The organism is Roseovarius ramblicola (assembly GCF_042430665.1).
Lineage (GTDB): Bacteria > Pseudomonadota > Alphaproteobacteria > Rhodobacterales > Rhodobacteraceae > Roseovarius > Roseovarius ramblicola.
Genome location: NZ_JBHMEC010000003.1, coordinates 162,037 through 186,189, shown reverse-complemented (window position 1 = coordinate 186,189; position 24,153 = coordinate 162,037). Strand labels below are relative to the sequence as shown.

Genomic DNA, 24,153 nt, shown 5'->3' with positions numbered 1-24,153 from the left:
ACAAGCCTCGCGGCTCAGACGGCCAGCCCGCAGGCCGCCACCACCGCGCGCACCCGCTCGGCATTGTTGCGCGCCACTTGGCCATCCGCGTGCCACAGGCTGTTCTCGAACCCCACCCGCAGCTTGCCCCCCGCCGCATGGGCGGCGTGCAGACAGGCGGTCTCGGCCCGGCCAAAGGCACAGAGCGCCCAGTCGGCGGGTGTCTCCCGTGCCGCCAGCCGGCCGAGGAACGGCGCGAGGTCGCGCGCATCGCTCTCCTGCCCGTCGCTGTAGCGGCCCAGAACGAAGATCAGTTGCAAGCCCGCCGCGTCGCGCAGACCCTCGGGCACCAGCCGCGCCAGCAGCTCGAAATCCGCCTCATCGTACAGGATATGCTGTACCGCGATGCCACGCTCGGCGCAGGCGGCGTAGAACCCCGGTGCCTCGGCCTCCTCCGCCGCCATCTCGCGCAAGGCGACCGACACCAGATCCGCCCCCGAGCCAAGCGCCACCGCCCGCTGAGCGGGCGGCGCATAGGCCCCCGCTGCCTCGGTCGTCACCTGCACCGCCATCCCCGGCACCACGCGGCGCAATTCTGTCAGCGCCTCGCGATAGGCCCCGGCATCCAGCAGATGCCGCCCCTCGGCGTCACGCAGATGCAGGTGCAGCCCATCCGCCCCCGCCGCATGACAGGCGCGCGCGGTCTCGACGATCTCGGGCAGGCTCACGGGCAGCGCCGGGTGATCGGCCTTGCCGCGCCGCGCCCCGTTGGGCGCGACCATCAGCCGGGGCAGCGCCCTCATGCCAGTGCCACATCGAGCGCGGTGGCCAGCTTGTCGACCAATTCGCCGACCTGATCGTCGGTCAGGATAAACGGCGGCGCGAGCAGAACGTGATCGCCCTGCCGCCCGTCGATCGTGCCGCCCATCGGGTAGCAGATCAGCCCCGCCTCGAACGCCGCCGCCTTGATCCGCTTGTTGATGCCGCGCGACGGGTCGAACGGGGTCTTGCTCTCGCGGTCCTCGACCAGTTCCAGCCCGCGAAACATGCCGCGCCCGCGAATGTCGCCGATATGCGGATGCTGCCCGAACCGCGCCGTGAGCGCCTCGCCCAGCACCTCGCCCATGCGTGCCGCGCGGGCTGTCATGCCGCCCGTCGTCAGCTTCTCCACCACCACATCGGCGGCGGCACAGGCGACCGGGTGCCCGATATAGGTGTGCCCGTGCTGGAAAAACCCCGATCCGCCCTCGATCGCGGCATAGATCTCGCCCGAGCACAGCATCGCACCGATCGGCTGATAGCCCGCGCCCAGCCCCTTGGCGATGGTGACGATATCGGGGCGCACGCCGTCCTGCTCGCAGGCAAAGAGCGTGCCGGTCCGCCCCATCCCGCACATCACCTCGTCGAGGATCAGCAAAATGCCATGCCGGTCGCAAATCTCGCGGATGCGCCGGAAATATCCCGGCACCGACGGCACCGCGCCCAGCGTCGCGCCCACCACCGGCTCGGCGACAAAGCCGATCACGGTCTCCGGTCCGACGCGGCGCAGTTCCGCCTCAAGCTCATCGGCCACGCGCAGGCCGTAATCCTCGGGCGTCTCGCCTGCTTCACGCCCGCGATACTCGTAACAGGGCGCGATATGCGAGGTCTCGACCATCAGCGGCGCGAACGGCTCGCGCCGCCACATGTTGCCACCCGTGCCCAGCGCGCCCAGCGTGTTGCCGTGATAGCTCTGCCGCCGGGCAATGAACCGGGTACGCGACGGCTCGCCCTTTTCCAGAAAGTACTGCCGCGCCAGCTTCAGCGCCGCCTCCACCGCCTCGGACCCGCCCGAGACGAAATAGACACGTTCGATCCCTTGCGGCGCATGGGCGATCAAGCGGTCGGCCAGTCGTTCCGCAGGCTCCGACGTGAAGAACCCGGTATGCGCAAAGGCGATTCGGTCGGCCTGATCCTTGATCGCCTGCGTCACGTCGGGGTCCGAATGGCCAAGGCACGACACCGCCGCCCCGCCCGAGCCATCGAGATACCGCTTGCCGGTCTCGTCGATGATATAGGCACCGTCGCCGCGTGCCGCGCGGGGTGGGCGGGCCCTAGTATGGCGGGGAAAGACATGGGTCATGGCGCGCATCCTTGCTGTTGCATCCGACTGAAACAAATGAATCGCCTGTTGACAAGTGGTGAAACAGATGGAAGCAATTATCACTGATAAGGGAGGAACCGTTTGAACGCTTCGTTCGAACAAAGACTGTCGCGAAATTTCGACGGCCTCAGCGACAAGCTGCGGCAGGCAGGGGAATACGTGGCGGCGCACCCGGTCGATACCGCGACCCGCTCCCTGCGCACCGTCGCACATGACAGCCGCCTTGCTCCGGCCACGTTCTCACGGCTTGCCCGCGCCATCGGCTACCAGAGCTTCGAGGAACTGCGCGAGGAGATGCGCCAGAAGATCGGCGAGCGCGTCAACAGCTTCGCCGAACGCGCCGAGCGGCTCCAGAACGCTCACGAGGCGGGCGAGAGCGGCTTTTTCGAGGCCCATGTCGGGGCCTGTCAGAACAATATCCAGACGCTTCTGCGCGACATGGACCAGAAATTGCTCGAAACTGCGGTCGACCGCCTGCACGCGGCGCGCAACGTTCTTCTGCTGGGCGCGCTCGGCTCCACGGGTGTGGTGGAATACCTCGCCTACATGGCGCATTTCTGCACCGGCAACTGGTCCATGGCCGGTCGCATGGGCGCGTCGCTGGGCGCGGGGCTTGCCGATCTCGATGCGCGCGACGCCCTCGTCGCGGTGACCAAACCGCCCTATTCCACCCGCTCCATCGAGGCCACACAAATGGCGGCGGGGCAGCAGGCCTATGTGGTGGTGATCACCGACAGCCATGGCTGCCCGGCGCTGCGCCATGCCTCGGCCGGCTTCGTGGTGCCCACCGACAGCCCGCATTTCTATTCGTCCTACGTGACCACCATGGTGCTCGTCGAGGCCATGATCGGGATGCTGGTGAGCCGCGCTGGCCCCGCCGCCCGAGAGCGGATCGCGCGGGTCGAAATCAGCAGCCGCCGCCTTGGCGAAACCTGGGGCGGCTGAACCCCAAACCACCAAACATCAAGCAAGGGAGATCATGATGTTTTCAAAGTTCAAATTCACCGTCGCGGGGGCCGCGTTGGCCACGATGATGGCACCGGCGGCCATGGCCGAGGAGTTCATCACCATCGGCACCGGCGGCGTCACCGGCGTCTATTATCCCACCGGCGGCGCGATCTGTCGTCTGGTGAACAAGGGCCGCAAGGATCACGGCATCCGCTGCTCGGTCGAATCGACGGGCGGCTCGATCTACAACATCAAGACCATCCGCGCCGGGGAGCTGGAATTCGGCGTCGCGCAGTCCGACTGGCAGTATCACGCCTATCACGGCACCTCGCGCTTCGAGGATGACGGCGCTTTCGAGGGCCTGCGCGCGGTCTTCTCGGTTCACCCCGAGCCGTTCACCGTGGTGGCCCGCGCCGATAGCGGCATCACCACCTTCGACGACCTCAAGGGCAAGCGCGTCAATATCGGCAACCCCGGCTCCGGTCAGCGCGGTACGATGGAAGTGCTGATGGACGCCAAGGGCTGGACCACCGACGATTTCGCCCTCGCCACCGAGCTCAAGGCCGCCGAGCAGTCCGCGGCGCTCTGCGACAACCAGATCGACGCGATGGTCTACACCGTCGGCCACCCCTCCGGCTCGATCCAGGAGGCGACCACCGCCTGCGACAGCGTGCTGGTCACCGTCTCGGGTGACGCGGTCGAGGGTCTCGTCAACGACAACCCCTATTACCGCACCGCCACCATCCCCGGCGGCATGTATCGCGGCAATGACGACGACACGCAGACCTTCGGCGTCGGTGCCACCTTCGTCAGCTCCGACGCGGTCAGCGAGGATGCGGTCTACACGGTCGTGAAATCGGTGTTCGAGAACTTCGATGATTTCCGCGGCCTGCACCCCGCCTTCGCCAATCTCGACCCGCAGGAAATGGCGACCGCCGGTCTCTCGGCCCCGCTGCACGCGGGCGCGGCGAAGTACTACAAGGAACAGGGCTGGGTCGAATAACGACCGCCCCAATCAGGCAAGGGCGGCACGCCGCCCTTGCCATTTTCGTTCGGGTCATTCCACTATCAAGCGATACTCAAAGACCGCGGCCCGGTCGCGGCGGCTCAGGGAGACGGGACAGATGGCCGATGACAGGCAGGGCAGGGGCCCGCTCAGCGAGGAAGACCTCCAGGAAATGGTCGCCTCCAGCGATGGCGGTGCGCGCAACCCGACGGGTGCCGTGGCGCTGCTCATCGCGGTGGTGGCGGTGGTCTGGTCGCTCTACCAGGTGCTCCTGGCCTCGCCGCTCGCCAATTACGTCCTGCCCGGCGACCTGATCAACAATTCGCGCCAGATCCACCTCGCCTTCGCGATCTTCCTGGCGTTCATGGCCTATCCGATGCTGAAATCCAGCCCGCGCAGCCATGTGCCGATCTATGACTGGGTGCTCGGCCTCGCGGGGACCTATCTCGCGCTCTACGGCTATTTCTTCTACGAGAAGATCGTCAACAACGGCGGCCTTGCCGACCACACCGACAAGTGGGCCGCGCTCGCCGGTCTCATCATCCTGTTCGAGGGCGCGCGCCGCGCGCTCGGCCCGGCGATGGCGATCATCGCCACGATCTTCCTCGGCTACGTGTTCTTCGGGGCCTCCGAATGGGTGCCCGAGGTGATCCGCTGGAAGGGCGCCAGCCTGCAAAAGGCGATGAGCCACATGTGGATAACCTCCGAGGGTGTGTTCGGCATCGCGCTCGGGGTCTCGACCAAGTTTGTCTTTCTCTTCGTCCTGTTCGGCGCGATGCTGGATAAGGCGGGGGCGGGCAACTACTTCATCAAGATGGCGTTCGGCGCATTGGGTCACCTGCGCGGCGGCCCGGCCAAGGCCGCCGTGGTGGGCTCTGCCGCCACCGGCCTCATCTCCGGCTCTTCCATCGCCAACGTGGTCACAACCGGCACCTTCACCATCCCGCTGATGCGGCGCGTGGGCTTTACCTCGGAAAAGGCCGGCGCGGTCGAGGTGGCATCCTCCGTCAACGGCCAGATCATGCCGCCGGTGATGGGCGCGGCGGCCTTCCTGATGGTGGAATACGTGGGCATCTCCTATGTCGAGGTGATTACCCACGCCTTCCTGCCCGCCACGATCAGCTATATCGCGCTGGTTTACATCGTGCATCTCGAAGCGGTGAAACAGAACATGCCCACATTGGGGGACCGCGTGGTCAGTCTCGGGCGCACCATCGGCGGCATGTTCGTCTTTTTCGCGGGGTTCGCGGCGCTGTGCTACGGCGTGCAATACCCGGTGGGCTGGATCGTCGCCATGATGCCCGACAATTCCGGCCTGATCCTCTCGGGGCTTCTGGTGCTGGCCTATCTGGCGTTCCTGTGGCTCGCCGCCGGGGTGCCGGATCTGGAGCCGGACGACCCCAACTCCGAGGACGTGCGCCTGCCGGTGGTGGGCGAGATCTACAAGGCCGGGCTCTACTTCCTGCTGCCCATCGTGGTGCTGGTCTATTTCCTGATGATCGAGCAGAAATCCCCCGGCCTCTCGGCCTTCTGGGCCACGGCGCTCCTGTTCGTGATCCTGATCACCCAACGCCCGCTCAAGGCGATCTTTCGCGGTGAGAGCAATACCGCCAACGCCATGCGCGCGGGCCTGCTCGACCTGCTCGACGGCCTGATCGCGGGCGCGCGCAACATGATCGGCATCGGCCTTGCCACCGCCACCGCGGGGGTGATCGTCGGCACCGTGACGCTGACCGGTGTGGGGCAGGTGATGGCCGACCTGGTGGAGTTCGTCTCGGGCGGCAACCTCGTGCTGATGCTGATTTTTGTGGGGCTGCTCAGCCTGATCCTCGGGATGGGCCTGCCCACCACCGCCAATTACATCGTCGTCTCGTCGCTGATGGCGGGCGTGGTGGTAGAGCTTGGCGCGCAATCCGGGCTGATCGTGCCGCTCATCGCGGTGCATCTCTTCGTGTTCTACTTCGGCATCATGGCCGACGTGACGCCCCCGGTGGGGCTGGCAAGCTTTGCCGCCGCCGCCGTGTCGGGGGGCGATGCGATCCGCACCGGCTTTGCCGCCTTCTTCTACAGCTTGCGCACCGTGGCGCTGCCCTTTGTGTTCATCTTCAACACCAACCTTCTGCTGATCGACGTGACGGTGACCCAAGGCATCATCACCTTCATCGTCGCCACCATCGCGATTCTGGTGTTCACGGCGGGCACGATGGGCTGGTTCCTCACGAAAAACCGCATCTATGAAAGCGTGGCGCTGATCCTGATCGCCTTCGCGCTGTTCCGGCCCGACTATTTCATGAACCGCATCCAGCCGCCCTTCGAGATGGTGGAACCGGCCAACCTCGAGCAGGCGCTCGACAACGCCGCGCCGGGGCAGGACCTGCGCATGGTGGTCGCAGGGCCGGATTTCATCAGCGGCGACCCCAAGGACACCACGCTCGTTCTGACCGCGACCGAGGGCAAGGACGGCGCCGCGCTCTTGCAGGACTACGGCCTCACCCTCATCCCAGAGGGCGATCAGGTGCTGCTGGAGGAACCGATGTTCGGCACACCCTTCTCCGAAACGATGCAGGGCTACGATTTCTACGGCGACCAGCCGGTCACGATCACCTCGGTCAAGGCCCCGGTGGCGCAATGGCCGCAAGAGCTGATCTTCATCCCCGCGTTCATCCTGCTGGGCCTTGTCGCCCTTCTGCAGCGCGGGCGCATGTCCCGAGAGCCCCAGGCCAAGCAAGGAGTCACCGCATGACCGGCCCTGTTCTCTGCGCCGTCGATGTCAGCAATCCGCATCGCGACGATCATGTCCTGCGCATGGCCGCGCGGCTCGCCGCGCTCGAAGACGCGCAGCTCGATGTCATCACCGTCGTGCCCGACTACGGGATGAGCGTGGTGGGCGGCTATTTCGACAAGGATCACCACCCGAAGATCGAGGAAGACGCGCGCCAGCGGCTCAACGACCTCGTGGCTGACGTTCTGGGCGCGGAAGCCAACGAAAACATCCGCCACGTCGTCGTGACCGGCAACGCCTACGAGGAAATCCTGCGCGTGGCCCGCGTGGATGCGGCCGCGCTCATCGTGATCGGCGCGCACAAACCCGACTTCCGCGACTTCCTGCTCGGTCCCAACGCGGCGCGCGTGGTGCGCCACGCCGATTGCTCGGTGATGGTGGTGCGGTAGGGGGCGTTCGGTCCATTCTGGCCTTGAGCGGACGTTGGAGCAGCCGCGCGAGCGCCCGACCGCGGGTGGGCGCTGCGAGGGTGAGGCAAAGCACTTTATGGTGCCACATACTCCTTCGTTCACAATAGCTTGAGACGTTGAATAGCGCCCGACCGGGGGGCGGTCGGGCGCTCGCGCGGCGGTGCCTGACGGCACCTCGATTCCGCGCGGGGCAGAAGGCGAATGGCAGCAACAGGCCAATCTCGCCCCACAACCAGGCTTCATTCCCCATTCCCCGGTGATACGGCTTGCGACGGAAAACGGGGCCGGTCGCCCGGCCCCTTCACCCGCTCACCCCGGCAGCTTCACCCGCCGCAGATAGGGCAGGTCGGCGTCGAAATCGCCGAATTTCTCGCGCGCCGCCGCGTCATCGACCGAGGGCGGCACGATCACGTCCTGCCCGATGGTCCAGTCTGCGGGCGTGGCCACGCCATGCTTCGCCGTGGTCTGAAGCGCATCGAGCGCGCGCAGCACTTCGGCGAAGTTGCGGCCCACGGTCATCGGATAGGTCATCATCAGCTTGACCTGCTTGTCCGGCCCGATGATGAACACCGAGCGCACCGTGGCGCTGTCGGCGGGCGTGCGGCCATCGGGCAGATAGGCCTCGGCGGGCAGCATGTCGAACGCCTTCGAGACCTCCAGTCCGTCATCGGCGATGATCGGGAATGTCGGCGCGGCGCGGCCCACCTTCTCGATATCGGCCTTCCACTTGCGGTGGTCCTCGACGCCATCGACCGAGACGCCAATCACCTTGGCACCGCGCTTTTCCCACTCCTCGGCCAGCCGCGCGACGGCACCGAACTCGGTGGTGCAGACGGGCGTGAAGTCCTTGGGGTGAGAGAACAGGATCGCCCAACGGTCGCCGATCCAGTCATGCAGGGAAAACGTGCCGAGATCGGTCTCGACGGTGAGGTCGGGGATGGTATCGTTGATTCGTAAACTCATGGCGGTCTCCTTTCGTGAGCTCCTTTGGCGGGTCGCGGAGCGGAAGCGCATACCCTGCCCGGCCCGGTCGATCCGGGCTTGTGGCCCGCCGGTGGCCCTGACAGAGTGCCGCCAAATTCACGGAGGTCAACCATGATCGAGAAACGCCAGTTCTATATCGACGGGGCATGGGTGGATGCGCGCGACGGTCGCGACCTGCCGGTGATCGACCCCTCGACCGAAGATCCCTGCGCGGTGATCGCGCTCGGCGGTCAGGCCGACACCGACGCCGCCGTCGCCGCCGCCCGCGCCGCCTTTCCGGGGTGGATGGCCACCGCGCCCGAGACGCGAATCGCGTATGTCGAGAAGATCCTGGAGGTCTACGAGACCCGGGCCGAGGAACTGGCACAGGCGATCAGCATGGAGATGGGCGCGCCCATCGACATGGCCCGCTCTGCCCAGGTGCCGGCGGGGACATGGCATATCGGCAACTTCCTCACGGCCGCCCGCGATTTCCGCTTCGACGAACCGCTGGGCGACCACGCCCCCAACGACCGCATCATCCACGAGCCGGTGGGCGTCGTGGGCATGATCACGCCGTGGAACTGGCCGATGAACCAGATCACGCTCAAGGTGATCGCCGGATTGGTGGCCGGCTGCACGATGGTGCTCAAGCCGTCGGAGGAATCGCCGCTCGACGCGCTGATATTTGCCGAGATCATCGACGCGGCGGGCCTGCCCGGGGGTGTCTTCAACCTCGTCAACGGCGACGGCGCGGGGGTGGGCAGCCAGCTTTCGGCGCACGCGGATGTGGACATGATCTCCTTCACCGGATCGGCGCGCGCCGGGCGGCTGATCTCGAAGGCCGCCGCCGACACGCTCAAGCGGGTGAGCCTGGAGTTGGGCGGCAAGGGCGCCAACCTGATCTTCGACGACGCCGATGACAAGGCGGTCAAGCGCGGCGTCCTCCACTGCATGAACAATACCGGCCAGTCCTGCAACGCTCCCACCCGGATGCTGGTTGAGCGCACTCGCTACGACCGCACCGTCGAAGAGGCTGCCGCCATCGCCGAGGGGCTCAAGGTCGGCCCCGCGTCCGAGCCGGGCCGCCATATCGGCCCGGTGGTCAACGCCACGCAGTTCCAGAAGGTGCAGGACCTCATCCAGAAAGGGATAGACGAGGGCGCGCGGCTCGTGGCGGGCGGCACCGGGCGGCCCGAGGGCTTCAACAAGGGGTTCTACGTCCGCCCCACCGTCTTTGCCGATGTCACCAACGACATGACCATCGCACAAGAGGAAATCTTTGGTCCCGTGCTGTCGATCATCCCCTTCGATTCGGAGGAGGAGGGCATCGCGATCGCCAACGACACGCCCTATGGCCTCACCAACTATGTCCAGACCGGCGACCCGGCGCGCGCCAACCGGCTCGCGCGCAGCTTGCGCTCGGGCATGGTCGAGATGAACGGCAAGGCGCGCGGCGCGGGCGCGCCCTTCGGGGGCATGAAACAGTCGGGCCACGGGCGCGAGGGCGGCAAATGGGGCATCGAGGATTTCCTTGAGGTCAAGGCCGTCTCGGGCTGGACACCCGGCGCCTGACCGAGGGGCCTGACGCGGGGACAGGGCGCGCCGCCGTCCTGCCCCCGTCCCGCCCCCGTCGGCACCGACACAATACCGACAGAATACCGACGCGGGTACAGCCCCCGGTTTCAGGGCCTCAGAACGGGGCCTTGGCGCGGAACCGCACCCCGGCCCCGCCATCGGGATGGCGCAGCCGCAACTCCTCGGAATGCAGCATCAGGCGCGGATAATCCCGCGCCTTTCCAGTGGCATAAAGCGGATCGCCCAGGATCGGATGTCCGAGGCTGAGCATGTGCACGCGCAACTGATGGCTCCGCCCGGTGCGCGGCATCAGCCGCACCCGGCTCTCGCCATCCCCCTGCCGCAGCACCCGCCACTCCGTCACCGCCCCCCGCCCGGTATCAAAGCACACCTTCTGCAACGGGCGATTGGGCCAGTCTACCGCGATGGGCAGATCGACCGTGCCCACCTTGGGCGACAAGGCCCCAAATACCCGTGCCACATAGGTTTTTTTCGCCTGCCGCTTTTCGAATTGCAGACCGAGATGCCGTTGTGCGTGGGGGCTGAGGCCAAACACCATGACCCCCGACGTGTCCCGATCCAGCCGGTGCACCAGGAGCGCCGTGGGAAACGCCTCCTGCACCCGCACGAGCAGGCAATCGGCCAGGTCCGCGCCCTTGCCCGGCACGCTCAAGAGGCCCGCGGGCTTGTTGACGACGAGCAATTCGTGGTCGGCGTGCAGGATGTCGAGCGGCGTGTCGGGCGGGTGATAATCGGACATGAGGCGCGGCATATACCAGCACGCTGCCGGGCGCCAGCGGCGGCTTACCCCAGGATCGCGGCCAGCACCCGGTCGGTATGCGTATAGGTCAACCCGTGCCCTGCGCCCTCGATAACATACTGATTCACATCCGGATTTACTTCCGCCAACCGCGCCTTTCGCGACAGCGGGATGACCGTATCACCGGCTCCCCAGATTGCCCGCACCGGCACGCCGGCGGCGGCGATTGCGGTGTGGGCCGTGCTTTGGTCCTCCGCCAGAATCCCCGCCACCGACCGTGCCACCGCCGGGACGAAGCCGCGCCAGCGCAGTTCTTCCTGCTGCCGGTCCACGATCCCCGGTACCGTCGTGGCCAGCGCGCGCTCGGTCTCGCATCCACGGCGAAAGCTCACGGGAAAGGCGGCGAGCATCAGCCACCGGCCCAGCATACCTCCCCGCGCCACCAGCCGTGCCACCGGCCCCAGATCGTGGCCCAGCCCGGCAGGCGCAATCAGGATGAGTTCGTGCAACCGCTCCGGACGCCGCGCGGCAAAGGCTGTGGCTATGGCCCCGCCCATCGAATACCCGATGAGCGTCACTGGTCCTTCAATCCCTTGATTAGACAGCAATTCCTCCAGTTGACTCACGAAGAACCCGGCCTCCTGCGTCCCGCCGGGCCGGTCGGAATACCCCCGCCCGTAGAGATCGTAGACCAGCACCCGGTGCCCCTTGGCCACCAGCCCCGGCACCAATCCCTCCCAGACGAACGAGGGCGTGGTCAGCCCGTGCACGCAGACCGTCACCGGCCCGCCCTCCGGCCCGTGCCAGCGGTAATGCGCGCGCCCGCGCTTGAGCCGTGCGAAGGCGCCCGGCGCGTTGCCCCGCGCCCGGTCGATCCGCGGCTTCGCGGCCTCGTGCAGCACCGGGGCCGCCCCCGCCAGCGCCCCGAGCGCCAGCGCGCCCCAGATCACTGCGCCGATTGCCATGCGTCGAGGATGTAGCGGCTGGTCATCAGATCCAGATGTGCGCCGCCGCCGTTCTTGAACAGCGTGATCTCGTCATTGGAGAGGCGCTGAAACGCGCGCGGATCGTAGAAATCGGCCACGATGTCATCGCGGCTGATGGTTCCCGCCGCGCGCGGGATCTCGATCTCGCCGATATGGCCGACGGTGGTGTCGATACTGTCCACGAACAGCCGTGCGCGCCGCAGCGCCTCGTCGTCGGCCTCTCGCATGTCGGGGCGGTAGGCGCCGATGAGGTCGATATGCTGGCCCGGTTGCAGCCACTCGCCCTTGAGGATCGGCTCGGTGCTCATTGTGGCCGAGGTCACGATATCGGCGGCGCGCACAGCCTGTTCCAGATCGTCCGCCATCGCGATGCCGCCACAGGCCTCCGCCATCTCTTCGGCACGGGCGCGGGTGCGGTTCCACACGGTGAACTCCGCATCGGGAAAGGCGGCGCGATAGGCTTGCCACAGCGAATGTGCGACCGTTCCCGCCCCCACGATCAGGATGCGCCGACTGTCGGACCGCGCCAGCCGCGTGGCGGCATAGAGGCTGTCGCCGGCGGTCTTCCACTTGGTGACGAGGTGGAAATCCACGATCGCGGCAAGCGTCCCGGTGGTGTCGTCATAGAGGTTGACGCCGCCGTTGATGCTGGGCAGGCCATGCGCCGCATTGCCCGGAAAGATGGTGGCCGACTTGACGGCAAGGCCCAGCCCGTCGATCCATGCGGCGCGGTTCAGCAGCGTGTCATCGCCACGGTAGAGAAAGCTGTCGGCGATCTCTGCGCGGGGCCGGTCGTGACCCGCCTGAAGCGCGGCGCACAGGCTCAGCCAGTCGAGCGCGCACTCGCCCTCGTCGAAGGGGATGATGGTGGGGGGCATGGCGTGTCTCCTCTGCTCAGCGTCGATAGGTCGGGGCGCGGCGGGCGATGCGTGCGTCGCGCACCGTTTCGCGCCACAGCAGGTAGAGGCCCGATCCGATGATGAGCGCGATGCCGATCCAGGCGGTGGCGTCCGGCCATGTGCCAAAGACGGTCACGCCCCAGAAGATCGCCATCGGCATGGCGACATACTCGAACGGCGCGGCAAAGGCGGCCTCCGACAGGCGATAGGCCTGGCTGATGAACAGCCCGCCGAAAAGCCCCGAGACCCCCAACGTCACCAGAATCGGATAATCGCCGGTGGCGGGCCATTCCCACCCGCGAAACAGGAATTCCAGCGACGGGTGGCCCGATCCGGCGAACCGCCCGTCGCCGATGGCAAGGCCAATGAGCGTGCTGGCGACGAGAAACGTGATCTGGATATAGACCGCCATGGTCGCGGCGCTCTCCGTGCCGCCGATGCGCCGGGTGAGCATGTGCAGCGTGGCATAGAGAAACGCGGCGGCGATGGGCAGGAGCGACGCGGCCTGGAACGCCGCGGTGCCCGGCTTGACGATGATCAGAACGCCGACGAATCCCACTGTGATCGCTGCCCAGCGTCGCGGCCCCACGGTCTCGCGCAGGAAAATCACCGAGAACACCGTGATGACCAGCGGCGAGACGAAGAAGATCGCCGTGGCATCCGCGATGGGCAGTGCCGCCAGCCCGAGAAACAGGCACATGTTGGCGGCGACCACGCACAGCCCGCGCACCAGGTGGATCACCGGGCGGCGCGTGCGCAGCACCGTGAGGCCCCCCGCGAACGGCATGACCAGGCAGGTGAACACAACGAGCGCCACCAATGCCCGGATGAACACCACCTGGTGCAGCGCGTATCCGCCCGAGAGGAACTTGATCCCCACATCGTTGATCGAGAAACACGACACCGCCGCCAGCGCATAGGCGGCGCCGGTCAGGTTCGCGCGCTGAACGGTCGCGGAGGTCATGAATATCCAAGGCTTGCCGACTGTCCCCGTTACATGAGCGGACCGCCCGCACATTGTAAACCCCCGGGCCGTCCGCGCCGTCGCGCGGGGCGGCAAGAGATGTGTGCCCGGGCGTCCCGCCGGCGCGGCAACGCGATCCATCCGGTAGTCGTGCAGCGTTGATCACCCCTCGGCGGGGTCAAGCCCTTGTTTGGCAGGCAGGATCAGGCCATGGTGCTACAGTTTGGTGGGCAAGATGGAGCACGTTGGCGGCAGAGGGAGGTGATCATGTTCGGGGAGGGAGGCTGGTTTTCTGGCGAGCAATTGGTGCTGCTCGGCGCGGTCGTCCAGACGATGGCCATGCTCTTTCGGCACCAGGTCATCCTGCGCGTCACCTTTATCACGGGTGCCGCGATCTATATCGCTTTCTATCTTGTGGTTTTGCCCACGCCCCTCTGGGAGGCCGCGTTCGCGAGCCTCGCCATGGCGACAGCCACATTCTATGGCCTCGTGGTCCTTCTGGTCAGCCGGTCAAAGCTCATCATTCCCGGCAGCCTGATGGACCTGTACCACACGATCGGTGGCATGGAGCCGGGCGAGTTCCGGTCGCTGATGCGATCAGCCGCGCGGCGGGGGGTCGAGACGACAGAGACATTGACGCATGAAGGCGAGGTGCCGGAAAAACTCTACTTCATTGAGTCGGGCGGGATGTGGGCAGAGAAGAATTCGCAGGATTTCACCCTTCCCCCGGAGGTGTTCATCGGCGAGGTCGCCTTCCTGACCGGCAAGCCGGCCTCTGCAACGGTCCGGGTGGCTCCGGGCGCGCGTCTCGTGGAGTGGGACGCAGCCACCCTTAAACGCCGCATCCAGCGCAATTCACGGGTGCGTCTGGCACTCGAAGCCCGGATTGCCGAGGACCTGGCGGGCAAGGTCACCCGTGCGGTCAACTCTGAAACGTAACCGCGATTTCCGCGTCTGCGTCGCTGACCCTCACTCCCTGGCGCGTCCGGCGCTGCGCACCGCCCGCTCCAGCGCGTCGAGAAACCGCGACCGGTCAGCCTTGGTGAACCCCTTGCCACCGCCCTGCCGGAACGGATCGGCGGCGCGCAGGTCGGCCATCAGGTCGCGCGTCGCCAGCACGTTGCCGATATTGGCCCGCGTCAGGGCCTCGCCATTGTGCTTGAGGACCAGCGCCCCCGTCTCCACGCATTTCGCGGCCAGCGGGATGTCTCCCGTCACCACCACGTCGCCGGGGCCGGCGCGTTCGGCGATCCACATGTCGGCCACGTCCGGACCATCCGGCACGATCACCGTTTCCACCAGCGGGTTGCGCGACGGCCGCAGCCCGCCATTCGAGACGATAACCATCCGCAGCCCGTGCCGCGTGGCCACCCGCTCCGCCTCGTCCTTGACCGGGCAGGCATCGGCGTCGATGTAGAGGGTCATGGACAGTTTCCTTGTCTCGGAGGACGCGATCACATCCGCGCCAGCTCTCGGCAGAGCCATACAAAATCCCCGCCGCGCGGTCTATGACTGCGGGCAGACCCGACGCAAGGAGATCGCCATGCCATTTCTGCCCAGCCTCCCCGATCCCGCGCATTTGAGCGATCTCTACACCCGCTTCCCCGACAACGTGCAACCGCTCATGGTCTATACCGATGGCCTCCTGCGCGGCGCGGGCGAGCTGAGCGTCGGCGAGCGCGAGCTCATCGCCACCTATGTCTCGGCACTCAATGCCTGCACGTTCTGTACCGGCGCGCACCGGGCCTATGCCGAGGTGTTCGGCATCGACGCGGGGCTCATCGATAAGCTGATCGACGATCCGGAAACCGCGCCGGTCGACGACAAGCTGCGCCCGGTCCTCGCCTACGTGGCCAAGCTCAACACGCTCCCGAGCAAGCTGGTCGCGCGCGACGCGCAGGCGGTTTATGACGCCGGCTGGTCCGAGGCCGCGCTCTACGAGGCGGTGCAGGTCTGCGCGCTCTTCAACATGATGAACCGGATCATCGAGGGCACGGGCATCAATTTCGACTATGCGCAGGCCCCCGAGGACCACCACGCCACCGGCACCACCCAAGAGGAGCAGGCCGACAGCTACAGCCGCTTTGGCGAGATGGTCGCGGCGATGGCGAAAGGGTAACGCGGATGCTGGTGGTCGTCGGCCTGATCGTCGCTTTCATCCTGGTGATGATCTATTCCAACCGCGCGACGCGCGGCTGCCGCTGGCGCGAATACCGGGTGGGCGGCTGCGACCTGCGGCTGCGCTGGCGTTGCGCCGCCTGCGGCGCCGAGGTCTTTACATCCGATGGCGGCCCGCCGAAGGTATGTCACGCACCCGGACGCCAGAGGAAATAGCCGATGTCCCAGGTCCCCGCCGATGCCGCCGCGCGCCGCGCCGTCACGCCCGTGATCTGCTATCCCAACGACACGCTGCCTGCGCCGGATCTGGCGCGCTACCGCGCCACGCGCGAGGCGGCCGCGAAGGTGAGTGAAGTGGTCGTCGCGCCGCGAGAGGCCGCCTGCTTTCGCGTGGACGCGGGGCAGTTCTTTCGCATCACCAGCGTCGAGGGGCCGCAGGTGGGCGACCTCAACCTGTGGAACGCGCACGACCTGTCCGAGCGGTTCTATTCCGGCAAGACCCGTGCGCTGCACGGCACCCATGTCACCACCGGAGAGCGGCTCTGGTCGTCCTTCCCACACCTGCGCCCGATGGCCACGATCATCGCGGATACGCTCGGCTGGTACGGGATCGACGAATTCGGCGGCTCGGTCCATGACGTGATCGGAACGCGCTGCGATCCTTATACAGGCAACCTCCTGTCGGGTGTGCAGTATCACCATTGCTGCCATTCCAACCTGACGCGCGCGGTGGCGGATGAGCTGGGCCTGTCGCTGGCCAAGGTCGAGCCGCATGTCCATGATGTGCTCAACGTCTTCATGTGCACCGGCTTCACCCGCGACACCGGGCAGTATTTCATGAAGGCAAGTCCGGTGCGCCCCGGTGACCATCTGGAGTTCTTCGCCGAGATCGATCTTCTGGGTGCCCTGAGCGCCTGTCCCGGCGGCGATTGCTCGGCCGAACACACCAGCGATTCGGCGGCATGTTTCCCTCTGCTGGTGGAGGTGTTCGCGCCCGCCGAGGGCGCGCTGGGCGATTGGCAGAGCCCGCCGCGCAACGGCTATGACCGCAGTCATGGACGATGAGTGATCGGTGGGCAGGCTGGCGACGGACCGGCTCCGTTGAAAGCCATGCGAACTGAAAACCGCACCGCGGTCTTGGCACAACGTTACCAAAAGACCCCCGCATGACAGCGGTCAGGCACCGCCGCAGGGCGGGGGATATCCACGATGGCGCGCGTCATGCGGAGGTCCTGGTGTCGGTTTTTGCCGGTTCAGGGAACTCTGTGAACAAGGCGGCGAAGGGGCGTTAACTGATTGATCTCAGAAGCCGCCCCGCCGCCCCGATCCGCGAACATCCTGTGTCGGTCTTGTACCGCTTGGTCCCGGACGTTCCCGTTTCATTCTGCGACAAGTCGCCAGCACCTGCATGGCAACGTGCTTTAGGACTTGCCGATTTCAAGGGCTTTCTGTAGAGGCGTCCGTGGGACACCCCTCCCCAACGAGGGGCGCTTATCTGGAAGGATAGCAGAAATGGCTATTGAAAAGCCCGGCGCGCGGCCGGTCACGAAACCTGTCGCCGTTCCGGCGAACCCGCGTTTTTCCTCCGGCCCCTGTGCCAAATTCCCCGAATATAATGTAAATATGCTGGCCGATGCGCCTTTGGGGCGCTCGCATCGCGCCGCCGTGGGCAAGGCGCGGCTCAGGGCCGCCATCGACGGCACGCGCGAGATCCTCGGCGTGCCGGACGACTACCGGATCGGCATCGTGCCCGCCTCGGATACCGGTGCGGTGGAGATGGCGATGTGGTCGCTCTTGGGCGCGCGACCGGTGGAAATGCTCGCATGGGAGAGCTTCGGTGCGGGCTGGGTGACCGACGCGGTCAAGCAGCTCAAGCTCGATGCGCAGGTCAAGACCGCCGAGTATGGCGAGATCGTGGACCTCGCCACGGTCGATACGGATAACGACGTGGTGTTCACCTGGAACGGCACCACGAGCGGTGTTCGCGTGCCCAATGGCGACTGGATCAAGGCGGACCGTCAGGGCCTGACGATCTGCGATGCCACCTCGGCGGCATTTGCGCAGCGCCTGCCCTGGGACAAGCTGGACGTGACCACGTTCAGTTGGCAGAAGGTGCTGGGTGGCGAGGCGGCGCACGGGATGATCATCCTCAGCCCCCGCGCGGTGGAGCGGCTGGAAAGCTATACGCCGCCCTGGCCGCTGCCCAAGATTTTCCGGCTCACCAAGGGCGGCAAGCTCAACGAGGGGATTTTCAGGGGCGAGACGATCAACACGCCCTCGATGCTGGCGGTCGAGGATTACCTCGCCGCGCTCGACTGGGCGCGCTCGGTGGGCGGTCTGGAGGGTTTGCGCGAGCGGGCCTATGCCAATCTCGCCGCCGTGCAGGCGTTTGTCGCCGGGCACCCGTGGCTGGCCTTTCTGGCGCAGGAACCGGCGATCCGCTCCAACACCTCGGTCTGTCTCAAGTTCACCGACCCGCGCATCACCGATGGCGCTGCCTTTGCCAAGGCGGTCGTCAAGCGGCTGGAGGCCGAGGGCGTGGCCCATGACATCGGTGCCTATCGCGACGCGCCCCCGGGGCTGCGCATCTGGTGCGGCGGCACGGTCGAGACCGCGGATGTGGCGGCCTTGATGCCGTGGATCGAATGGGCCTTCGAGGCCGAAATCGCGGCGCTGTCCGAGACGGCGTGACCCCGATTTCTTGAAAAGAAATCGGTCCGAAGTCTTTCAAAGACTTCGGGCCCTCCCCCAAATGTTTCATCAAAGGACCAGCAAAAATGGCTCCCAGGGTTCTCGTTTCCGACAAACTCTCTGAAACCGCCGTGCAGATCTTTCGCGATCGCGGCATCGACGTGGATTTCCAGCCCGATCTGGGCAAGGACAAGGACAGGCTGGCCGAAGTGATCGGCGCGTATGACGGTCTGGCGATCCGCTCGGCCACCAAGGTGACCGAGAAAATCCTCGCCAACGCGACCAATCTCAAGGTGATCGCGCGGGCGGGTATCGGTACCGACAATATCGACAAGGTTGCGGCCTCGAAAAAGGGTGTGATCGTAATGAACACGCCCTTCGGCAACATGATCACCACCGCCGAGCATGCCATCGCGATGATGTTCGCCGTGGCGCGGCAGATCCCCGAGGCGTCGGCCTCGACCCAAGCGGGCAAGTGGGAAAAGTCGCGCTTCATGGGTGTCGAACTGACCGGCAAGACGCTTGGCGTGATCGGCGCGGGCAATATCGGTGGCATCGTCTGTGACCGCGCGCGCGGCCTCAAGATGAAGGTGGTGGCCTATGACCCGTTCCTCGGGCAGGAAAAGGCCGACAAGATGGGGGTGGAGAAGGTCGAGCTTGACGAGTTGCTCAAGCGCGCCGATTTCATCACCCTGCACGTGCCGCTGACCGATCAGACCCGCAACATCCTGAGCCGCGAGAACCTCGAAAAGACCAGGAAGGGCGTCCGCGTCATAAATTGCGCGCGCGGTGGGCTGGTGGATGAGCAGGCCCTCGCCGATCTCTTGAAATCGGGCCATGTGGCAGGGGCGGGGTTCGACGTCTTCGCCGAGGAACCCGCCGTGGACAATCCGCTTTTCGGCCTGCCGGGCGTGGTCTGCACGCCGCATCTGGGTGCGGCCACCACCGAGGCGCAGGAAAACGTCGCGCTTCAGGTGGCCGAACAGATGTCCGACTACCTGCTCACGGGGGCGGTGACCAATGCGCTCAACATGCCGTCGGTGACAGCCGAGGAGGCCAAGGTGATGGGGCCGTGGATCAAGCTGTCGGATCACCTCGGGAATTTCATCGGCCAGATGACCGACGAGCCGATCAAGGCGATCAACATCCTCTATGACGGGGTGGCCAGCGAGATGAACCTCGGCGCGCTGACCTCTGCCGCCGTGGCGGGGATCATGAAATCGGTGAACCCCGAGGTGAACATGGTTTCCGCCCCCGTGGTGGCCAAGGAGCGCGGGGTGAAGATCAGCACCACCAAGCAGGACAAGTCCGGCGCTTTCGAGGGCTATATCAAGATCACCGTCGTCACCGACAAGCGCGAGCGCTCCATCGGCGGCACGGTGTTCAGCGATGGCAAACCGCGTTTCATCCAGATCAAGGGCATCAATATCGACGCCGAGATCGGGCAGCACATGGTCTATACCACCAATGAGGACGTGCCGGGGATCATCGGCACGCTGGGCCAGACCATGGGCGAGAGTGGCGTCAATATCGCAAACTTCACGCTTGGCCGCTCGGATGCCGGGGGCGAGGCGATCGCGCTCCTCTACGTGGATGCACCCGTGCCGGAGGCGGCGATCAAGGCGCTGCACGCGACGGGCAAGTTCCAGCAGATCCGCCCGCTGCAATTCGACATGGGCTGAGCCCGCTCCGCCAGCGATGGACGAGGTCGCCTGCCTGCGCTATCAGGCAGGCGATTTCCGTATTCAGGAGCGCGCCCATGTCCGGCCACGGCACCCCCATCCCGATGACCTCGCACCGCGCCGGGCCGCTCTCCGGCACGGCGGAGGTGCCGGGCGACAAGTCGATCTCGCACCGCGCGCTGATCCTCGGCGCGCTGTCGGTGGGAGAGACGGTCGTCACCGGGCTGCTCGAGGGCGATGACGTTCTGGACACGGCCAAGGCGATGCGCGCCCTCGGGGCCGAGGTGACGCGCGACGCGGGCGGTACATGGCATGTGCACGGCGTCGGCGTGGGCGGCTTTGCAGAGCCCGAACAGGTGATCGACTGCGGCAATTCGGGCACCGGCGTGCGGCTCATAATGGGCGCGATGGCGACCTCACCGATTTGCGCCACCTTCACCGGGGACGCGAGCCTCAACAAACGGCCAATGGCGCGGGTGACCGATCCGCTGGCTCTCTTTGGTGCGCAGTCGGTGGGGCGTGCGGGGGGCCGTCTGCCGATGACCGTGGTCGGTGCTGCCGAGCCGGTGCCGGTGCGCTACGAGGTGCCGGTGCCGTCCGCACAGGTGAAATCCGCCGTGCTTCTGGCCGGGCTGAACGCGCCGGGCGAGACGGTGGTGATCGAGCGCGAGGCAACCCGCGATCATACCGAGCGGATGCTGGCCGGGTTCGGCGCCGAGATCACGACCGAGGTGACCGACGAGGGCCGTGTCATCACCCTGACCGGGCAGCCGGAACTTATCCCGCAAACCATCGTCGTGCCGCGCGACCCTTCGTCGGCGGCGTTTCCGGTCTGTGCGGCGATCATCACGCCCGGCTCTGACGTGCTGGTGCCCAATATCGGGCTGAACCCGACGCGCGCGGGGCTCTTTACCACGCTGCGCGAGATGGGGGCCGATCTGGAGTATGAGAACCTGCGCGAAGAGGGCGGCGAACCGGTGGCCGACCTGCGCGCGCGCTTTTCGCCCGATCTGCGGGGCGTCGAGGTGCCGCCCGAGCGCGCCGCGAGCATGATCGACGAATACCCTGTCCTGTCCGTCGTGGCCGGTTTTGCGACGGGCCAGACCGTGATGCGCGGCGTCAGGGAACTCCGCGTCAAAGAAAGCGACCGGATCGCGGCGATGGCGGCGGGGCTGCGCGCCGGTGGCGTGACCGTCGAGGATGGCCCCGACTGGTGGATCGTGCATGGCCTGGGGCACGGCAACGTGCCCGGCGGGCAGACCTGCGAGAGCCATCTCGACCACCGCATCGCCATGTCCTTCATGGTGATGGGCATGGGCACGCAAAGCCCCGTCACCGTCGATGACGCCAGCCCCATCGCCACGTCCTTTCCGGTGTTCGAGCCGCTGATGGCGACGCTCGGCGCGGATATCCGGCGCGGCTGACGCCTACGGGAGCTCGCGCAGCAGCAGCACCGTCCCCGATACCAGCGTCATCGCGATCAGCAGGCGGCGGAACGCCGCGTCGGGCAGGCGGCGAAAGATCGCGATGCCCGCCTGCGCGGCGATGACCGAGACCGGCAGCGCCAGCGCGATGTAGAGCAGCGTTTCGCGCGTATAGGCCCCCCTGAGCGCCAGCGCCGCCGCCGTCAGCGCCAATACGGTGACGTTGAACGGTTGCAGCACCGCGCGCGTTTCGGCCTTGGGCCACGGGCGCAGGGCGCACCACATCATCGGCAGCGCCCCCGAGAGCGACGCCGCGCCCCCGAGGATGCCGCCAGACAGTCCCACCGCCATGTCCCAGACGGGCGTTGGCCGTTCGAACCGGGGCAGCCGGGTCCGCAGGGTGAAATAGCCGCCATAGAGGATCAGGAATCCGGCGATCATCAGCTTCAGGCTGCGCGCGTCCAGCACCGAGAGCGCCAGCACGCCCAGCGGGATGCCGAGCACGCCGGGGATCAGGAACCGCGCCAGCCGCCGACGATGCGCGCCGATGGCGTGGCGCACCACCCACAGGCCCTGAAGGCCCGTGAGCGCCGAGATCACCACCACCACCGCCACCGCCTGCACCGGCGGCATGACGTTCAGGAAAAAGCCCAGCGCGAACAGCGCGGTGCCAAAGCCCGCAAGCCCGTTGATGAGCCCGCCCGCCGCTGCTCCGGAGACCACCGCGAGGATCGCATCGGGGCTCATGGCGCAGGCCCCGCGCCCGGAGAAAACGTGCCGATCCCGACCGCACCGAGCAAGGCGGCGTGCATGGCCTCAATCACCCGCAGGCGGGGGTTGTCGCGGCGATGGGCGAGGGTCAGTTGCCGCACCGGCGCGCCTTCGGGCAGGGGCAGGCGGCGCAACGGCAGGCGGGTGGGACCGCGCACGCAACGCGCCGGCACGATCGACACGCCCAACCCGGCCAGTACCATGCTGGAAATCGCCTCGAGCCCCTGCAATTCCATCGTGACATCGACGGCGATCCGGTTGTCGCGTAGCCAGCCGTCGATCAGTCCGCCGACCACGGCGTCGCGGCTGAACCGGATGAAGGGATGCGCGACCAGCAGTGCGCGCACGTCGTCGCCGCTCACATCCGCCGGGGCCAAAAGCTCCATCGGCTCGCGGGCGATATCGGCATGGTCGATCCCCGGCGGCAGCGGTCCCTGCCGCGACAGCACCGCGCAATCGAGCGCGCCGCGCTCGACCTCTGCGATGAGTTGCGTGGTCATGCCGGGCACGATGCGCACATGCAGGTCGGGGTATCGCGCCTTCAACAGCCGCACCGAGAGCGGCGTGAGCCCGGTGAGCGTCATCGGCACCGCCCCGAGCGAGATTTCCCCGGCAAAGCCCTCGTCGCCCAGCACCGAGGGCAAGAGCCCGTCATAGGCGCGCAGGATCTCACGGGCGCGGGCGACGAGCGCGCGGCCCACCGGGGTCAGTTCCGGTGTGCGGCGGGTGCGGTCGAACAGCGCCACGCCCCATTCCTCTTCGAGGCTGCGCATCTGCTGGCTGACGGCGGCATGGGTGATGAACACCGCGTCCGCCGCCGCAGAGAAGGTCCGGTGGTCGTGGACGGCCACGAGGGTGCGCAGGCGGCGGATTGACATGTCCTGTCCTTAACGTAAGATTTTGTAACGCAAGCTGTAATGGAATATTGCTTATTTAAAGGCTGGCTTAACGTTACACCTGAGTCGGGGGACGGTGCAATCCGCGAAAAGCGGCACCGTCACAACAGAGGAGGAGAAAACGATGCGACTGAAAACGCTTGGCGCGTTCTGCGCCATGAGCCTCGGGCTGGCAGCGGCACCCGCGCTGGCCGAGTATCCCGAACGCCCGATCAACATGGTCATTCCCTACGGCGCGGGCGGGGCGACCGATATCTCGGCGCGTACCATCGCCGAGCCGCTCGGCAATGCCGTGGGCGGCACGCTGGTGATGTCCAATATCACCGGGGCGGGCGGCGCCACCGGCTCGGTCGCGGTGCAGAACGCCAAGGCGGATGGCTACACGATGCTGTTCGCGCGGGTGGGCTCGCATTCGGTGAACCCGGCGATGAAGGCGACGCTGCCCTACACGCTCGACGATTACCGCTTCGTCACCGTCTACGAGATCAACCCGGTGGCCTGCGCCGTGCGGCCCGATTCCGGCATCGACAGCATGGAGGACCTGATCGCCCTGACCGAGGCCGAGGGCAGCAGCTACAGCTCGTCCGGGGTGGGCTCGCTCCTGCATCTCGCGGCGGTGTTCGTGCTGAGCGAGTTCGGGGTGGAGAACCCGCTGGAGAAGGCCACCCACATCCCGCAAAAAGGCGGGGGTGCTGCGGCGACGGCGGTGCTCAACGGCACGGCGACCTTCCTGTGTACCAATTCCTCGGCGCTGGCGAGCTTCGTGGCCAACGGGCAGTTGAAGCCGCTGATGGTCACCACCGACGAGCCGGTGCCCGGCTTTGACGCGCCCTCGGCGAGCAGCCTTGGCAAGCCCGATTTGCGGCAGCTTGTCGGCTGGACCGGGATTGCGGGGCCGGATGGCCTGCCCGATGACGTCGCCGCCAAGTGGGGCGAATGGATGGCCGAGGCCGCCGCGAACGAGGCATTCGTGGAGCAGATGACGGCGCGCGGCTCGGTGATCGAGGTGATGAGCCCGGAAGAGGCAAACGACTTCATCCAGACGCAATACGAAACTTTCCGGGCGCTGGTGGACAAGCTGGGTATGCGGATCGAAGGCTGAGGCCCGATTGACAAAACCCCCGGGCGCGGCTGACATGCGCCCGGGCGATCA

Annotated in this window: 23 protein-coding genes; 13 read left to right on the top strand and 10 right to left on the bottom strand. The window is 66.6% G+C overall.

Translation table 11 applies throughout. The features are described from left to right. Window positions 1-14: 14 nt before the first annotated feature. The gene (locus ACFFU4_RS02535) at window positions 15-782 is read right to left on the bottom strand and encodes a beta-keto acid cleavage family enzyme (protein ID WP_377066731.1); all 768 of its coding nucleotides are present in this window, start codon (window positions 780-782) and stop codon (window positions 15-17) included. After that, entirely contained in the window at window positions 779-2,101 is a 1,323-nt protein-coding gene (locus ACFFU4_RS02530; protein WP_377066729.1) for an aspartate aminotransferase family protein, read from the bottom strand. Before ACFFU4_RS02530 ends, ACFFU4_RS02535 begins: the two co-directional genes overlap by 4 nt. 102 nt (window positions 2,102-2,203) lie before the next feature. Between ACFFU4_RS02530 and ACFFU4_RS02525 the strand changes: the two genes are divergently transcribed. The 4 genes from ACFFU4_RS02525 (at window position 2,204) to ACFFU4_RS02510 (ending at window position 7,247) form a co-directional block, all read left to right on the top strand. Next, on the top strand, window positions 2,204-3,067 hold the full coding sequence (locus tag ACFFU4_RS02525; RefSeq protein WP_377066727.1) for a MurR/RpiR family transcriptional regulator: 864 nt from the start codon (window positions 2,204-2,206) through the stop codon (window positions 3,065-3,067). A 37-nt stretch (window positions 3,068-3,104) separates the two neighbouring features. Beyond that, complete coding sequence (locus ACFFU4_RS02520; protein WP_377066725.1) at window positions 3,105-4,073, top strand: TAXI family TRAP transporter solute-binding subunit; 969 nt, start codon at window positions 3,105-3,107, stop codon at window positions 4,071-4,073. Between the two features lie 121 nt (window positions 4,074-4,194). Next, a complete protein-coding gene (locus tag ACFFU4_RS02515; protein ID WP_377066723.1) occupies window positions 4,195-6,819 on the top strand; it encodes a TRAP transporter permease in 2,625 nt (874 codons plus the stop codon). Beyond that, on the top strand, window positions 6,816-7,247 hold the full coding sequence (locus tag ACFFU4_RS02510) for a universal stress protein (protein ID WP_377066721.1): 432 nt from the start codon (window positions 6,816-6,818) through the stop codon (window positions 7,245-7,247). Before ACFFU4_RS02515 ends, ACFFU4_RS02510 begins: the two co-directional genes overlap by 4 nt. A gap of 330 nt (window positions 7,248-7,577) precedes the next feature. Here the strand turns inward: ACFFU4_RS02510 and ACFFU4_RS02505 are convergent, their stop codons facing one another. Further along, window positions 7,578-8,231 carry a peroxiredoxin gene (locus ACFFU4_RS02505; protein WP_377066719.1) on the bottom strand — a complete coding sequence of 218 codons (654 nt, stop codon included), beginning with the start codon at window positions 8,229-8,231 and terminating at the stop codon, window positions 7,578-7,580. Window positions 8,232-8,363: 132 nt separating this feature from the next. Between ACFFU4_RS02505 and ACFFU4_RS02500 the strand changes: the two genes are divergently transcribed. Further along, complete coding sequence (locus ACFFU4_RS02500) at window positions 8,364-9,806, top strand: aldehyde dehydrogenase family protein (protein WP_377066717.1); 1,443 nt, start codon at window positions 8,364-8,366, stop codon at window positions 9,804-9,806. A 118-nt stretch (window positions 9,807-9,924) separates the two neighbouring features. Here the strand turns inward: ACFFU4_RS02500 and ACFFU4_RS02495 are convergent, their stop codons facing one another. Genes ACFFU4_RS02495 through ACFFU4_RS02480 form a run of 4 tightly spaced genes read right to left on the bottom strand, consistent with a single transcriptional unit; the run spans window position 9,925 to window position 13,418 of the window. Next, entirely contained in the window at window positions 9,925-10,569 is a 645-nt protein-coding gene (locus ACFFU4_RS02495; protein WP_377066715.1) for an RluA family pseudouridine synthase, read from the bottom strand. Window positions 10,570-10,613: 44 nt separating this feature from the next. Beyond that, complete coding sequence (locus tag ACFFU4_RS02490; protein WP_377066713.1) at window positions 10,614-11,534, bottom strand: alpha/beta fold hydrolase; 921 nt, start codon at window positions 11,532-11,534, stop codon at window positions 10,614-10,616. Continuing rightward, a complete protein-coding gene (locus ACFFU4_RS02485) occupies window positions 11,516-12,433 on the bottom strand; it encodes an ornithine cyclodeaminase family protein (RefSeq protein WP_377066711.1) in 918 nt (305 codons plus the stop codon). The genes ACFFU4_RS02490 and ACFFU4_RS02485 overlap by 19 nt, the downstream gene beginning before the upstream one ends. 16 nt (window positions 12,434-12,449) lie before the next feature. Further along, complete coding sequence (locus ACFFU4_RS02480) at window positions 12,450-13,418, bottom strand: DMT family transporter (protein WP_377066709.1); 969 nt, start codon at window positions 13,416-13,418, stop codon at window positions 12,450-12,452. 267 nt (window positions 13,419-13,685) lie between these two features. Here ACFFU4_RS02480 and ACFFU4_RS02475 point away from each other — a divergent pair, with 267 nt between their 5' ends. Further along, complete coding sequence (locus tag ACFFU4_RS02475; RefSeq protein WP_377066707.1) at window positions 13,686-14,357, top strand: cyclic nucleotide-binding domain-containing protein; 672 nt, start codon at window positions 13,686-13,688, stop codon at window positions 14,355-14,357. Between the two features lie 30 nt (window positions 14,358-14,387). Here ACFFU4_RS02475 and ACFFU4_RS02470 read toward each other — a convergent pair whose 3' ends face one another. After that, the gene (locus tag ACFFU4_RS02470; protein ID WP_377066705.1) at window positions 14,388-14,843 is read right to left on the bottom strand and encodes a YaiI/YqxD family protein; all 456 of its coding nucleotides are present in this window, start codon (window positions 14,841-14,843) and stop codon (window positions 14,388-14,390) included. A gap of 118 nt (window positions 14,844-14,961) precedes the next feature. On the opposite strand from ACFFU4_RS02470, the gene ACFFU4_RS02465 reads away from it, so the two are divergent. The 6 genes from ACFFU4_RS02465 (at window position 14,962) to aroA (ending at window position 21,333) form a co-directional block, all read left to right on the top strand. Beyond that, on the top strand, window positions 14,962-15,537 hold the full coding sequence (locus ACFFU4_RS02465) for a carboxymuconolactone decarboxylase family protein (RefSeq protein WP_377066703.1): 576 nt from the start codon (window positions 14,962-14,964) through the stop codon (window positions 15,535-15,537). Window positions 15,538-15,542: 5 nt separating this feature from the next. Next, entirely contained in the window at window positions 15,543-15,752 is a 210-nt protein-coding gene (locus tag ACFFU4_RS02460) for a hypothetical protein (RefSeq protein WP_377066701.1), read from the top strand. Window positions 15,753-15,755: 3 nt separating this feature from the next. Then, the gene (locus ACFFU4_RS02455; RefSeq protein ID WP_377066699.1) at window positions 15,756-16,601 is read left to right on the top strand and encodes an urea carboxylase-associated family protein; all 846 of its coding nucleotides are present in this window, start codon (window positions 15,756-15,758) and stop codon (window positions 16,599-16,601) included. A gap of 447 nt (window positions 16,602-17,048) precedes the next feature. Then, a complete protein-coding gene (locus tag ACFFU4_RS02450; protein WP_377066697.1) occupies window positions 17,049-18,227 on the top strand; it encodes a phosphoserine transaminase in 1,179 nt (392 codons plus the stop codon). A gap of 86 nt (window positions 18,228-18,313) precedes the next feature. After that, entirely contained in the window at window positions 18,314-19,909 is a 1,596-nt protein-coding gene (serA, locus tag ACFFU4_RS02445) for a phosphoglycerate dehydrogenase (protein ID WP_377066696.1), read from the top strand. Between the two features lie 77 nt (window positions 19,910-19,986). Further along, window positions 19,987-21,333 carry a 3-phosphoshikimate 1-carboxyvinyltransferase gene (gene aroA, locus ACFFU4_RS02440; RefSeq protein ID WP_377066694.1) on the top strand — a complete coding sequence of 449 codons (1,347 nt, stop codon included), beginning with the start codon at window positions 19,987-19,989 and terminating at the stop codon, window positions 21,331-21,333. A 3-nt stretch (window positions 21,334-21,336) separates the two neighbouring features. Here the strand turns inward: aroA and ACFFU4_RS02435 are convergent, their stop codons facing one another. After that, window positions 21,337-22,080: a sulfite exporter TauE/SafE family protein gene (locus ACFFU4_RS02435; protein WP_377066692.1), complete on the bottom strand. Its 744-nt coding sequence runs from the start codon at window positions 22,078-22,080 to the stop codon at window positions 21,337-21,339. Then, entirely contained in the window at window positions 22,077-22,982 is a 906-nt protein-coding gene (locus ACFFU4_RS02430) for a LysR family transcriptional regulator (protein ID WP_377066690.1), read from the bottom strand. The genes ACFFU4_RS02435 and ACFFU4_RS02430 overlap by 4 nt, the downstream gene beginning before the upstream one ends. Before the next feature lie 142 nt (window positions 22,983-23,124). On the opposite strand from ACFFU4_RS02430, the gene ACFFU4_RS02425 reads away from it, so the two are divergent. Further along, the gene (locus ACFFU4_RS02425) at window positions 23,125-24,102 is read left to right on the top strand and encodes a tripartite tricarboxylate transporter substrate binding protein (protein ID WP_377066688.1); all 978 of its coding nucleotides are present in this window, start codon (window positions 23,125-23,127) and stop codon (window positions 24,100-24,102) included. The last annotated feature ends 51 nt before the right edge of the window (window positions 24,103-24,153 follow it).